Source organism: Algoriphagus locisalis (assembly GCF_900116615.1).
GTDB lineage: Bacteria > Bacteroidota > Bacteroidia > Cytophagales > Cyclobacteriaceae > Algoriphagus > Algoriphagus locisalis.
Genome location: NZ_FPBF01000010.1, coordinates 144,352 through 158,762, shown reverse-complemented (window position 1 = coordinate 158,762; position 14,411 = coordinate 144,352). Strand labels below are relative to the sequence as shown.

Sequence of the window (14,411 nt, the reverse complement as noted above, 5' to 3'; positions counted from 1 at the left end):
CATCTTCGAAGGTGATATCCCCAACCTTTGCAGGTGTGATTGTAAATAAGGCACTAGTAAAGACAATTGAATAGTTAGATCCTGCTAGTGTTCCAATTTCAATTTCATATTCCCCAACATTTTCCCCAGCTTCCCTACTTAAGCTTCCTGATAATACGCTTTCATTTTCTTCATTAACAAACCCATTTGCAGAATAAGTAAAAACTGGATCAGAGGTTCCAAACACCTTATATTGATTGTCATTTGCTGTGACAGTCAGTTCTTTTTTCTTGACAACAAGAGTTTGTTGAACCTCGGCTGCAGGGTCAGCATCTTCTCCACCTTCTTGCGTAGCAGTAATTAAAGTAGAACCTGCTTTTAAGATAGTTGCTGTATTCCCAACAATCTCAACAATTGAAGGATCTGCTGCAGTAAATGTTACTGTCAATCCAAGATCAGTAGTTGCTTCTCCAAGTACAAAATCAGCATCACCATAGGTCTTTTCAGGTATTTCATTGAAGGTAATTGTCTGCTCTTCATTGACTGCGATGATATCAAAGTTCACAGATGCAACATTTGAGTTTACTGTTCCATCATTGGCAGAAAAAGAAATCGATCCAGCGTTTTCACCTGATAAATCAGGTGTAGGGGTGAATGTTGCTGAAGCGAGAGAGCCATTGATTTCAGACAAAGAACCCGATGCAGTGAAGGAGGTGGTTCCATTACCGCTCCCCCCAAATGTAATTCCTTCAGCACCTAAACTCACAGTACCACCAACAACAGAAATACTCACCGTTTGATCATCTTCATCCACGTCCACTACCTCCATTAATCCAGTGAGCTGCACTTCTGTATCATCTTCATTGATAGAAGGCATAGTGCCAATTATTGCTTCAGGAGCATCGTTTACCGGGGTAATGTTTACATTGACAGTGCCGACTACTACATCATTTCCCCCGCCTGTTCCAGTATTTCCATTGTCATTTGCGGTGAGCGTTATCGTTATAGCATTTGGTCCACTTTGGTTTTCCGGCAAAACCAGAGCTACAGTTATATCTCTATTTAAAAAAGATTCAATGTTCGCCGCCGGTCCGTTGAGAGTCAGCGTCGAAGTATTATGGCCTGATTGTGTAACTCCATAACTAGTTGGATTACCTATAAGGATAGCACCTTGAGAAGCAGCTATGGTCAACGAAACATTATTTAATCCCGCATCTATATCTTCAAATATTCCTGAAGACAGCGCATTTCTCAGATAGGCCGGATACTCATCCTCCTCTACTGTGATGGAGTTTAGTATGCCTTCAAAAGTAGGATCATCATTAACTCCTACTATATCAAACGTCACTGAAGCCTCCGCAGAGGTAGACGTCCCATCATTGGCTGTAAATGAAATCACCCCTGCATCTTCTCCAAATAAATTAGGAGTCGGAGTGAAAGTTGCATTAGATAGGGCATTATTTATAGCTTCATATGTGCCGGAAGCGGTGAAGTACGCAGAGCCATTTAACCCATCTGAAAAAGTAATGTCAGTCGTCCCAATGGAAAGTGTCCCTCCTGTAATCGTGAAAGTTAACATTTGATCGTCCCCATTCAAATCAGTTACACTAAAATCACTGGATAATGGGACATTTTCATCGTCTTCCTCTACAAGTGGAGCAACTGGTGGTATTGCGACCGGAGATGGATTTTCCACGTTGATATTCACAGACCCGAATGAAACAGAAGTTCCTCCGCCGCTCCCTGTATTCCCACCGTCATTTGCGGATAGTGTAAGCAGTGCGTCAATTTCTCCAGTAAACCTGATGTTTGACGGAGTATTCAGGAAGTCGTCTAACGCACCAACTGATCCTTCAAGAAACAGCACATCTGCTGAAGGGGAGGAAACAGAAACTCCCTGACTATTGCTTGCAGTTAATGAGCCAGCTGAAACTGAGAGGGATACAGTGATATTACCTAGACCAGAATCTATATCCTCCAAAGTAGCTATTGAAAGATCCACTTCACTTGGGAAATTCTTAATAACGGAAATATCCGACGGAATCCCAGTGTAAGTAGGATCGTTATTTATGGCTAAAATCTGTATAACTAAATTGAGACCATTTGAAGCGTTTCCAAATTCATCTTTGACCACTATTTGGGCATATCGGACCCCATTAACACCGCCGTTGGTTGGATCGTAACCCGAATTACTAAATTCGATAGATTCAAGAGCCGTTCTCATTTCGGCCGATGTCCCATTTCCCGATAGAGTGAATAGACTTCCGTTTCTGGTAAATTCATATGGCCCGGGGCTTAAAATTGACAATGCATCATCATCAAAGAATCTTTGAAATTGTATTGTGGCCTCTGTAAGCGCATCTCCGTCTGGTTCGGTCACCGCCAAGTTTCCCCCTCCATTAAACCTACTAGGTGTACCTCTCTCAGTATAACCTATCCTTCTAATTGTTCCGGAGAAAGACGGGGCATCATTTACCCCGGTGATATTGAAGGTAACCGAAGCAGTATTGGAATCAGCAGTCCCATCATTGGATACAAAGGAGATCGTACCTGCATCGTCGCCAATTAAATTAGGCGTCGGGGTAAACGTAGCTGCATCCAGTGCCGCATTAATTGCAGCCAAGGTTCCCGAAGCTGTAAAACTCGCTGAAGCATTTCCTGAACCTCCAAAAGTTATTCCAACAGTTCCAAGCGTTAATGTACCTCCGGTGACCGTAAAGGTTAACGTCTGATTGTCGCCATCGCTATCACTTACCTGCATCGTATTTGATAAGGCTACATTGACGTCATCTTCGTTTACAGAAGGTTCCAGAGGAGCTGTTGCTGTGGGAGGCGTGTTTGTAATTTCAGGAACAATATTTGGCGTATTATATGCAGCTGAGGTAATGGTAAAAGCATTTGAATCATCATAAATCCAATTATTTCTATTGTTTATTTCAGAAGATACAAAAGCTTTAGTTCCTGTTAATACACCATTATATTTTGCGTTGTCCGTTTCATTATGTGGATTAGGAAACAAAGCAACCGCATTGGTTCCATCGGTTAGTGCATTCGGAAGCCCGGAAGTACCAGTTCCAGTAGTAGCACATGACTGTCCAGCAGTTGTACAATTCTGACAATCGAACCAATTATTTGCAGCGTCACAACCTGTCGTGTGGGCAAAATTATCGTCACCATTCAGTCCAGATAGAAAATTAGGGGAGTTAGGCTTAGCCCCAGTAGTGCTTTGGTAAGCAAATAGGTTATCACCTCCCGCGAGATTCCAACTAGTTCCTCTCAAAAGGGAAGACATACTGCCAACAGAAGATATTAAAATATCTGTTGACCCATTTTCATAAACATAGATAATTGTTCCGGCAGGTGTTGCTCCTGTAGCAGTCCATGAATAATGTCCTTCGTTTCCCGCATACCATGTATTACCGTTGGCATTCCAACCTTCTTCGGTAAAATAGATTACCGTTCCTACAGATAAATCTTCTAGCGTAATCCAAGAAAAAGAATGGTCTTCAGAACCATTAGCATCAGTATTGTAACCTAAAAAAGCAATATCACCTGGTACAAGTACGGTTTGCGACCTTAGTGAGGATTGATAACCCATCATTAACAATAGGGTTAGCATACCTAAGGCGCTTCCCTCTTTTAAAGGGCGAGAAACAAATTTCAAGAAATTAGCTTTGCACTCCTGAAACACTGATTTTAAAAAATTTAAAAAGCACGTTGAAATAATGCCACTGTTCTTGTAAAACATGTTTTCTGCAGTAATTATGAAATAAAATTTAATAAGTCAGATGGCAATCTGATCGGATTTAAGACTTTGGATTTGGGAGAAACAATACCCTGAACAAAGCCAGATCTGAAACTCCCTTCTTCTATACTCAGCAGTTTTTGATCCTTGACCCTACCACTTGATTCGCTGGAAAATTGGATAACTGGAAAACTATCGGTGAGGGCAACAGTATTCACACCTGCGTTAGTATAGGTAAATGAGATATCACCGGTCAGATTAGCTTCCATAGAGCCATCGACCCAGCCAGATAAATAATAGAACCCGGTTAAAGGAGAGTTTACCGGCATGGTAATACTTGCGGTATCGGTATTGGTTTGCCAGCTAGTGAAAAAAGGCTGCTCGGCCAACGCGACTATACTTAATAAAATAAAAAGCAAAGTCCTCCCCAAGCGGGAAAATAGCATGTTTAGACGTAGTAGCGAACTTTCCATAGCGCTACAAAGTGAGCACTATTTCCATCAAGATGGTATCCCTCTTTTGGGGGGGAGCGATTCCCAGAAGCACTATTTATACTTTCGGCTGATCAACCCGTGGCGGCTGTTCACCTCCAGCTTTTCGTAGATATTCTTGACATGGTACTTTACCGTCTCCAGTGAAATATCCAGTCGGATGGCCACTTCCTTATTGGTGAGACCTTCTTCGATTGCTTCCACCACCTGTGCTTCCCGTGGAGTCAGCTTTTCCTGAAGGTCTTCGGTATGCTTAGGGTTAAAATACTCCACTACCTTGCGTGCAACGCCGGGAGACATAGGTGCACCGCCTTCATGGAGGGTCACTACCGCTTCTTTGATTTTCTGCAGTGGAGTCTGCTTGAGAAGGTAACCTGAGGCGCCATTGCACAGCGCTTGAAAAATCCGTCGCGAATCATCATACACCGTCAACATAATCACCTGGCACTTGGGTGCATGTTTCTTAATCCGCTGTACTCCTTTTATCCCTGACTCACCCGGAAGACCGATATCCGAAAGAATTATATCCAAAAAAATCCCTTCGTCCCACTGCTCAAAAAATGATTCTACTGAATAAGCAGACAAGAGGCAAGAAAATCCCGGTTGACCATAAAAATAACCAGTCAACATTTCTCTAATCTGCTCATCGTCTTCTATAATTCCTAAGCGTATCATTATATAAAGGTAAGTATAGCCTTCTTAACAGCACATCCCCCTTTTGGGTAGTATCAGGTTAAAGTCACTTAACTCGCAGTTTGATCAGGAAAACCTCCCCTTCTGCGCTTATAGCCAATTCAGCACCCATCTTTTCTGCCCGTTGACGCATACTCTCCAAGCCCCTGCCACCTTGTTGGTCAGCGATTAATCCATTCTTGCCAGAATAGTTATTTCTAACACTCAGTTTCATGGAAGGCTCTAAATTTAGCTCAATAGCTATTTCCGACCCATCCCCATATTTAATCGCATTGGTAAGTGCTTCCTTAAATATCAGTAACAGGTTTTGCCGGACGATTTGCGACACCGGACGTGAAGAAGGATTACCCTCAACCTCAAAGCTATAATCAATCTCCAATTCCTCCCGGAGTTTGTACAGATAGTCCTTCATCCGAGTGATCAAATCCTGTACAGTATCAAAACGGGAATCGATGGACCATACCATATCACTCATGGTTAGCAACGCATTTTTACTCGTATCGGCAATTTGTTGTAACTGCTTTTCCCCTCCTTTTGAAGGCTGATATCCTGACGACAACATATCCGCCTGGAAAAAAATACGGGTAAGAGAACTCCCCACTTCATCATGCAGATCACTTGCAATCTTGATACGTAACTTCCTTTCTTTGCGCAGGACATTTTCCCGATATTTGAAAATACCCCAAAGGATAAGAAGGATAAACAATACGATCAATCCCTTAAACCATAGCGTTTGGTGCATAGAGGGTTTGATGGTGAGCGGCACCTGCAAAACAGAGCCGATCTGTTGTCCGTCCGGCATGCGTGCGTTCAGCTCAATGTTGTACTTGCCAGGAGGCATTTCCGCAAAAGTAATTTCTTTACGATTTCCCAGGGGGAACCAATCCCTTTGCTTGCCTATTTTATAAAAATACTGCAATTGGGAAGCGTATTCACTAAGCCCTCCAAAACTGATTGAAAAATAACGAGTCCCTGCTTCGATCACTATCCTGCTTTCGGTTTGATAGGGGAGCGAATAGTTCTGAAGGGTGCCCTCCCCGCTTCGTTCGGTAGTAAGACTAGTAACCAAAAGGGGAATGTGCTCAGGAGAGATAGGGTTAAAAGGAGTACCTGCATCTGACATACTAAAGCGTACCAATCCATTAATGGTACCGAAATAAGCCGTATCACCTTGACTAAAAGAGGCGGAATGGTTGAATTCATTCGCAGGAAGCTGGTCAAGCTGAGAATAATTTTGAATGGAGTTGGTTTCCCTGTTAATAATACTTAACCCATTTTGCGTCCCTGCTACCACAAATCCCCCCTCTTCTTCAAGACTATAGACAATATCATTTGTCAGTCCATCCCTGTTATCAATGGTGTCTTTAACCGCCCCCTTTTTGTCCAATACGAGAATACCTTTCCCTTCGGTGCCAATCCAGAATTCTGATCCCACCCGGGTAATACAATATACGGGATAGCCCTGGACAGGGTATCTCAGCGAATCGGTCCGACTGTCCCATTCAGCTAAACCGGCAGGCGTTCCAAGCCAAACTTTCTCTTCATTCACCGACAAGCTCAAAATTTTAGTCTGAACCAATTGATCGTCTCTGATTGGCCGGAAGGTCTGTGTATAAGGATTTACCAGCAAGAGTCCTGAATAAGTCCCCACCCATAATGAAGTGTCGCCTGCCTTTGCAAGCATAGTCATATAGGTTCGTGGTGAGCGGGTGCGGTTCTGACCTCGGTCTGGACTCAGCGTTATCGGGGTGAGCCGTTCTTTGTTTATTTCGTACCAAAACAACCCATCTCCTTCAGTACTTACTACTAACGTATCAGCATTCCAGTGAAGCATATCATATACAAATGGATTGGCGATGGATTTCTTTCTGCCTGATGCTTCATCAACCGAAATAAAGCGGTCCTTATAGGAGCCGACTAACAGCTTTCCATCCGTATGTTTATATACACTCCGTATGCTATTGATAGCCACAGGCTCGGAAAACATTGAGGCAAACATTTCTTTGACAGGTACCAGCTGCACGATTAGGTTATTCAAAGACATGAGCAAAGTGGAGCCGGTATTCTGAAGCCAATCGATGTAGTTGTCTTGAAGATATTCGGGAAAAGAAACCAACTGTACTGTAAAGGAATCCTTATGGAAATGATACCTAAATAATTTCTCCTTTCCGATGTTTGGCTGATTGGTAAAAATCAACACCTCATCATCATTAAAGGGTGTAAAATATACAGATCCGGTTTTCCCTAGGTCAGTTGCCTGTTCCGGGGCTAAGTGTTCAATAGATCCAGAACGGGTATCAAATAAATATAAGCCTAGTCTGGGAATATAAAATATTGAATTACCTGAAGGGTGAAAGTAAATATCCCGAATTGCTTGTCCTTCAAATTCTTTGAGACCAAAGTACTCCGGGGTTGGAGCTTCCCTGTTGTCGATATTAATTCTGACCACCTTTCCAATTTCGGTTCTCATCCATAATTCCCCGGGATAAGCCTCTTCGATACTGTAAATAGACGCCATCGGAAAGAGGTCTCCGAAATGCCGGCTGATATCAACCACCAAATCCAGGCTATCTCCCACGACCTGATAAAGTTTCCCATCCAAGGTACCGGCATAGATTCGTCCATCTTCACTTTGCCCAATCGACTGAACAGACTCATTCCAGATTCCTCCATCCCCTTCATCACCCGTTTTAACGCGAATAGTCTCCCAATCCTTCAGGTTAAATCTTGTAAGCCCATCCAGCCCCCCTATCCACAGGTTACCGTTCTGGTCCGCTAAAATGTCGGTTATCGAGCTGTGTGCAATTTCCGGGTTGCTGAATTTATCCAGGAGAATTGCCTCATTACCGTCGTACCGAAATAATCCACTGTTGGTCACAAACCAGAGAAGACCGGAATTATCCTTCTCTACGTGAGTAATGATCTGTTTTTTAAGAATTTCAGGCAACTGGATTTCCTTAAGTAAAAACCCATTATCCTGAGAATATGAGCAAAGGGAGAGAACTGTCAAAAAAAAACATACTGCAATCGAGGTGAAGAGGTTCTTCATCAAAGGAATAACTATCTTTTGGTAATACTAAAAAGTAAATATATAGGATTTAATTTTTTAAGTATTCCCTTATGGGATGAGGTATGATATAATCCTGATGAAATGTAAGTTAAGCGCATGCTCAGTTTTTTATCTATTCATTTATATCTATTCAAGCCTCGCTGTTGAGCTAAGAGAAACAGATTTTTCACTTTTACACCTTGTTAGTTAATTGAGTTAAGAACGACCATACCACCCAAAAGAGGGATGTACTGATACAATGCCTGATCCTACCTTTGCGCCATGATACGACCAAGCATGTCAACTAGTGTTAAAGGACATTTTACATCTACGGTTTGACAGAGCCTACACCCTGGAAAGCTTCTTATTTCAAAAAAAATCGTCACTAATCAGTCATACAAAAACGAAGCGAATGTACTAGGCCATACAATCCAAAAAACACAGACTAAAAAGAATAAATCAATTTTAAAGCGAATCTATTTAAGAATGAAGAAGATTTTAAAATCTCTGTTCTTCCTGTTTGGAACGACACTATTTCTAATTTCCTGCGATCCTACTAATGGACCAGAACAAATCACAACACCAAATGCCTCAGTTTATAGTTCCGATTTAGTGTATGATTGGGGAAACCTTATTTTAATTCTCTCAAGAGACACCCCCGGATTCTCTCCGCCGGTAGTAGCTCGTGCGATGGGCTATATCGGGATTGGATTGTACGAAAGTGTCCTACCCGGAATGCCAGAGTATAAAACCTTGCAAGGTCAACTCAGTGCTTTTCCAGTTGGCACAGTACCCCAAGCAACCATTGGAGAGCAATACAATTGGGACTTGGTGGCAAATTCTGCATTGGCAAGAATTGTAGCTAATGTTTTCCCCAATGCTAGTGGTGAAAACAAAGCGGCTATCTCACAAATGGAAGCTGATTGGATTGAAAAGTACACTTCAGAAGAACTTGCGATCAAAGAAAGATCAATTGCCTATGGATCATTAGTCGGAGAAGCGATGGCGGATTTTGCAGATTCGGATACGTATCAAGAAGCTTACGCAAATAATTTCCCATCAACCTATACCCCTCCGACCACTCCGGGATCTTGGGAACCAACTTTACCTGATTATAACCCAGCACTACAACCCTACTGGAAAGATGCGAGAATATGGTTGACTGAAAATAGGGAAGGAACATTGCCTGTCCCTCCACCACCATTTTCAACAGAGTCAGGCTCACAATTCTTTGAGGAGGCAAACGAGGTATATCATGTCGTAAATAATTTGACGCCAGCTCAAAAAACCATAGCAGATTTTTGGTCAGACGATCCCCAACGAACGTCCACCCCGGGAGGTCATTCTTTTTCCATTGCTTTGAGTGTTTTAAAGAAAGAACAGGCTAGTTTAGAATTGACAGTCGTTACACTTGCGAAGTTGGGAATAGCCATCAATGATGCATTTATTTCCTGCTGGAATGCAAAGTACACCTACAATCTAATCCGACCTATCACTTACGTTCATCGGTACATCGATGATACTTGGACTATTCCTTTGAACACCCCTCCTTTTCCTGAATATTCCTCCGGACATTCAGTTCAATCAAGTGCTACTGCCCAAGTTCTGACTGACATTTTCGGCGAAAACTATGGGTTTACCGACAACATGCACGTTTCAAGGGGGGACATTGACGGAAGCCCACGAAGTTATAATTCATTCTTTGAGTTTGCCAATGAAGCGGCTATGTCCAGACTATACGGAGGAATCCATTTTCGAGCAGGAATAGAAGTTGGCTTAACCCAAGGAATAGAAGTCGGGAAAAACGTAGGGAAAATAAAGTTCAAATAAAACGTTATGCCAATGCTGAACCTACCCCTCAGATACACTAAAAAGTAGTGGTAAGCATTTAGCCGTTTCTCCGATCTTTTCTAAACATTAAATGAGGACCATGCCCATCTTAAATTGGGGCATGGTCTAGTTTTTTACTCTTCAAAAACCATTCAACGCCACCATGGATGAAGGCAGGTATCCGAAAGTCAAAAGTGCAGAATAGCTAAAGTGGATTAAGTGTAAAACTCAGTCTGGCATCCTCATTATGCTAAAGCCCTGTTTCGCCGGAAAAAGGAAGAAGGCTATAGGTTACCGTCGAATACCTCAAAAATCTGATCCACATCAAGCAAATAGGATTTTATCACTGTTGCCTTCCCTGTCAATCCGTTTGGTTTACTAAGTCAGTTTTTCAAAGAAAAGTTTTATGAGAGAAGAAGGAAATATTCGGATTCTGAATAATTCCGCCAACCACATCGTCAGACATTCACCTATTGAAACTACTTTAGGTCGAATAAAAAAAGGAGGAGGGAATTTTAAAGCTCTACTCCACTTGCAAAGGAATAACACCTATCTGCATTTACAATTAAATGGTCCAAAATCGGCATATCTAAGGCTTTTTGCTTTTTCACCAAGTTAGCCGTTAATCGTTTATCCTGTTCTGATGGAAGTAGATTCCTATTCGGATGGTTATGTGGGTCACTAACGACTTGGTGACTACTTTTACGCAGTGGCAAAAACCAGCTTGGTATCTACCAGTCGAAATGAAAAGACCTACTTCTTATCATCCCTTTGCACTAGCATTGCCTGAAACCTTCAAAAATGCAAGCACACAAAAAACCCGGCTGTTACACCGGGTTTTAATTAAAAAATTTCACCAACACACTTTCCAAAAACTTACACCTTCACTCCTTTTGATTTACGCTGGGCCTCGGGAATCTTTTTTGCTTCAGCTTTAACCTGGTCTTGAGCTGCATTCAAATCACTGATTTTCAAGCGTTTTCCCTCTACATTATAGACATTCATTGTTTTATATTTAGGATTGGCCTCCAGCAAAAACCTCGAATCATTCCCTATAATGTCAACCTCGTGACGGTTTCCTTTCTTCAAGCTGTAAAGTAGCAGGTCAAGCTGGTCCGGTGACCCCATGTTATTTAAAGGAAGCTTTTGTACCGCATCCTCCAGTTTAAACCCATAATTCTGGTGGTATTGGGTGACCGGGTGCTGTCCCTTCTCGTCCTTACTCCCCAGGTCCAACTGAAGCCATGCGTTGTACCGCTCTCCCTCTTTGTTGAACAGACTCTTAAACACTGCTCTTCCTTCCAATAGATTCAAGGCTTCTTTTGCTGAAACCCCTTGGTTATTGTAAAATCGCTGGGACTGCTCCTTCCCTTCAGGTGTACTTAATTTAGCATCAAAGCCATTGTAATAATACCTGCCCTCATCCGACTTTCTAAAATGTAAGCCGTAGTCTAGTTTTTTATCCCCTACCTCCTTGCTCATATTCAGTTCAAAATCACTTTTCTTAGCCTTCACCTGTTTTTCAAGCTCTTTGTTCAGCGTCTCTCCGAATCCTGAGTATTTCAGCCGGTCCTGTAGTTCCTGTATGTTTTCCTTGATCGTCATGATTATGTTATTTATGGTTTGAAATTAAAATAGGTTGAACCTGAAGCAGTTTCTTTCCTGAAAGCTTCACGACCGGATTGCGGTCACCATTGCTTTCAAAAACCTGAATGGAAAGTTCCTTTGCATCAGAGATGGTAAACCGGGGAAATGCAAATACCGCCAAGCCTGCAGACCTCCCTTCAACGCCTTGAAAAGGACTGAATGAAACGGGTTCTAGGGTCACTTCTCTGATTGCAGTGCGTTTCGTCTGCTTTTTGTCCTGAACTGTAAACCTCCATTTTTTAGTCAAATAGTCCACCCAGCTCTCATTTTCAAGGATCAGTTGAAGGAAGAGCAGCCCGTCCTTCTCAATTAGTTCTCCCAATCCCAACCGGACCATCCCCCTCTTTTTTCCCCATGATAATCTATCGGGAGTCCGCTGGGACATGGCATTAATCACAGCAGAAATATCAGCTGCATTCATGGCCGATCCTTCCAACAATACATTGGCATATTCGACCTCCTGCTGTTTTCCGATATCAATGGGTTTGGCATCCGGATATTCTGTGAAGTCCACTGTAAAAGGATAAAGCTTTCCTTCGCTGGTTATCACATACATGCTGGTGGAAGTAAAATGCCTAACTCCAGCTTTCAGCTTCAGCACATTGGGCGCAGCTTTGTCCTTTTCAGACAACACAGCGGGACTTCCAAAATCCGCACTGACCACTTCATAAGGAAAAACCAGCACCGTGGTTTTGTCCCATCCGATCTGGAGGGGATAGGTTTCAGTCTGTGCCTCCTGAACGAATTGGGCACAGCAAATCGGGGATAGCGCAAACGCTATCAATACCATAATAATTCTCATAGAAAATGGTTTTTAAGTGATTAGATTAGTTAACAGACTGATCAGACAACAGCAGCGGGTGACCTGCCTTGACCATGACCTTGACCAGCTTTGCTTTTTTGGACAGGATGCCTTTTACTGTTTCCATTCCGGCCATGGAAGCCTGCGCCTCCCAGGAGGATGACATCCCTATCCTGTTCATAGACTGGATCCCTTCCCCTGCTCCCTGCTTGACTGCATCACGGGTAATGGCATTGGGAATCTTTATTCCGGGGAGTGCATCCAGATCCACCACTTCCAAATCCACAGGAACAATCAAGTTCCCGGAACGGATGCTCCGGACTGCTATAGTCAGCCGTTCACCATCCAATGTACAGACTCCTGTTATAGGCGTTCCCGCCGAAAACTCCACTCCATCAATGAACATGGACTGGGTCAGTTCCATTTCGATGGAAGCCCCCGTTACCACTTCCTGATCCTTGGTCACCTGTGCAGCAATAGCAGGCCGAACACGTGCAAAGGATAAGGGCGTTTCGCTTTCCAGAGAATAAAACCCATTTCGTTCCCTCCCACTGTAAACAGATTCCTTAGGAGAATCCGCTTGCGGGTCATCCTGATCCAAACTGACTGCAAAAACAGGTTTCCTTTCCTGATCATTTGTCTGGGACATGCGTTCATGCACCCGTTGTGGATGCTGCACATCCAGTAATTTATCCAGCATAGCATCAATCCGCTCCATCTCGGGGTCTTCCAATCCCGGGCCTGTAACGGATGCCATCAGAGCTTCCAGCCTCTGCAGATCAGGATCGGCAGAATCACTCAGCTTCCCAGGTTCTTCGGTTTCAACTGAGCCAATCACCTGTACAGCAGGTTTCTGTTGCACATCGGGTTGGTTGAGTAGTTTTTCCAGGGTAAACATTTTTTCCTGCACCTCGTTTTCCGTTTCCTGCAATCTGCTTTCCTGCCCAATAGGTACAATAAAACGAGGTGAAGCATCCTCCTCCTCTATTGCACTTTCAGCAAAGGGATCCATCCTCCTTTGCTCCCGAACTTTGGAAGCCTTCACTTCCGCCTGTTCATAGGATTCCAGTTTAGTCAACGCAGGCGATTCTACCTGTGCTTCCGGCAGCGTCATGTTCAATCCTTGCTGCTGTTCGCCTATACTTGGTTCCCCCGAACCCCCTCCCATGGCCCAGAAGGCAAGGCAAAGGAATGGTAGGGTAAGAATAGGAAGTGCAAGTAAAAATTTGCGCTCTTTTTTCTGCTTATCAGTTAGCTGTTGCATGGTATGGTTTAGTTATTGGTTTATAGTTTTTGGTTCATAGTCAAGGGAGTCGAAATAAATCAGCGGTGGTTCCCACGCTGGAATACGCAGGGAAGTAGTATTTCCCATAAATATCTCCAGCATCAAATTCCCACCTAGCACCGCTACACAAAGGAGAATAAACCCAATTATCAATCGCTTTTTAGCCGACTCCGGGAGCCTGTTGACCTTTTTAGAAAACAGAGCAGCATAGTGTTCAAGAAAGGCACATTCCCGAATTGCAGGAGAAACAGGTATTCCCAATATTCTCATCGCTTCTTCACCGTTATCGTTTCGTTAGCAAGGGTTTCCCAGTTTTCAATCAGGAATCCATGGGGATTCTGATCCGTGCGGTCAATGTGCCGCAGCCTGCCTTGGGTGATCAGACTTCTGGTCACCAGCGAAGTAGGCCTGACAATCTTTTGCTTTCCGTAAAACCTGAAATCAAAAGGATAGGAATCCATCGAGATGCTCACACTGTCCGTCTCCACAGTCTGATTCATATTGGCTGATACGATTTGGGTGTAATAGCCACTTTCCCGCAGATTATCATAAACACTTTTGGCAGAGCCATCCGCCAGGTACAGACTCTTGGATACCTGCTCCATAATAAAATTTTCATCCGGACTCAGCGTAAAGAAATAATAATGGAACATCCTCACGTGATCCCTTGCCTCTACCGGTATGTTTTCCTTTTTGGTAGCCGAAAAAGCCTCCAAAGCTTTACCTTCCGCCAAAATGTAGATCCGCTCCTGTGCAGCTTGCGTTGCCTGTATTGCCTTCATTCCCAGGTAGCCTGACAGGCAGAGGGAACCCAGGGTGACTGCAAAGGATAGGTATTTGACATGGCGGAAGGCAGTATCCAGATTTTTGAGATTTTGAAACATAGCAAC

The 14,411-nt window shown here is 43.3% G+C and carries 10 protein-coding genes; 1 reads left to right on the top strand and 9 read right to left on the bottom strand.

Annotation, left to right across the window (positions count from 1 at the left end; genetic code table 11):
* The 4 genes from BM386_RS22140 to BM386_RS22125 all read right to left on the bottom strand — a co-directional run.
* Window positions 1-3,580: MBG domain-containing protein (locus BM386_RS22140; RefSeq protein WP_139235965.1), on the bottom strand; the 3,580-nt coding region annotated here is incomplete at its 3' end.
* 161 nt (window positions 3,581-3,741) lie between these two features.
* Window positions 3,742-4,170 (bottom strand): hypothetical protein, encoded by a 429-nt coding sequence (locus tag BM386_RS22135; RefSeq protein ID WP_091698173.1) that lies wholly within the window; start codon window positions 4,168-4,170, stop codon window positions 3,742-3,744.
* A gap of 99 nt (window positions 4,171-4,269) precedes the next feature.
* Window positions 4,270-4,890 (bottom strand): response regulator transcription factor, encoded by a 621-nt coding sequence (locus BM386_RS22130; protein ID WP_091698171.1) that lies wholly within the window; start codon window positions 4,888-4,890, stop codon window positions 4,270-4,272.
* 64 nt (window positions 4,891-4,954) lie between these two features.
* Window positions 4,955-7,957: a sensor histidine kinase gene (locus BM386_RS22125; RefSeq protein WP_091698170.1), complete on the bottom strand. Its 3,003-nt coding sequence runs from the start codon at window positions 7,955-7,957 to the stop codon at window positions 4,955-4,957.
* Window positions 7,958-8,443: 486 nt separating this feature from the next.
* Here BM386_RS22125 and BM386_RS22120 point away from each other — a divergent pair, with 486 nt between their 5' ends.
* Complete coding sequence (locus tag BM386_RS22120) at window positions 8,444-9,787, top strand: vanadium-dependent haloperoxidase (RefSeq protein ID WP_091698168.1); 1,344 nt, start codon at window positions 8,444-8,446, stop codon at window positions 9,785-9,787.
* Window positions 9,788-10,302: 515 nt separating this feature from the next.
* Here BM386_RS22120 and BM386_RS24180 read toward each other — a convergent pair.
* The 5 genes from BM386_RS24180 to traK form a co-directional block, all read right to left on the bottom strand.
* Window positions 10,303-10,503 carry a JAB domain-containing protein gene (locus tag BM386_RS24180; RefSeq protein WP_170857156.1) on the bottom strand — a complete coding sequence of 67 codons (201 nt, stop codon included), beginning with the start codon at window positions 10,501-10,503 and terminating at the stop codon, window positions 10,303-10,305.
* Between the two features lie 160 nt (window positions 10,504-10,663).
* Window positions 10,664-11,392: a hypothetical protein gene (locus tag BM386_RS22110; RefSeq protein ID WP_091698164.1), complete on the bottom strand. Its 729-nt coding sequence runs from the start codon at window positions 11,390-11,392 to the stop codon at window positions 10,664-10,666.
* 7 nt (window positions 11,393-11,399) lie between these two features.
* Window positions 11,400-12,236, bottom strand: coding sequence for a DUF4138 domain-containing protein (locus tag BM386_RS22105; RefSeq protein WP_091698162.1), 837 nt, complete (start codon window positions 12,234-12,236; stop codon window positions 11,400-11,402).
* A gap of 25 nt (window positions 12,237-12,261) precedes the next feature.
* Window positions 12,262-13,500, bottom strand: coding sequence for a conjugative transposon protein TraM (traM, locus tag BM386_RS22100; RefSeq protein WP_091698160.1), 1,239 nt, complete (start codon window positions 13,498-13,500; stop codon window positions 12,262-12,264).
* Between the two features lie 287 nt (window positions 13,501-13,787).
* The gene (gene traK / locus BM386_RS22090) at window positions 13,788-14,405 is read right to left on the bottom strand and encodes a conjugative transposon protein TraK (protein ID WP_091698157.1); all 618 of its coding nucleotides are present in this window, start codon (window positions 14,403-14,405) and stop codon (window positions 13,788-13,790) included.
* Window positions 14,406-14,411: the final 6 nt, after the last annotated feature.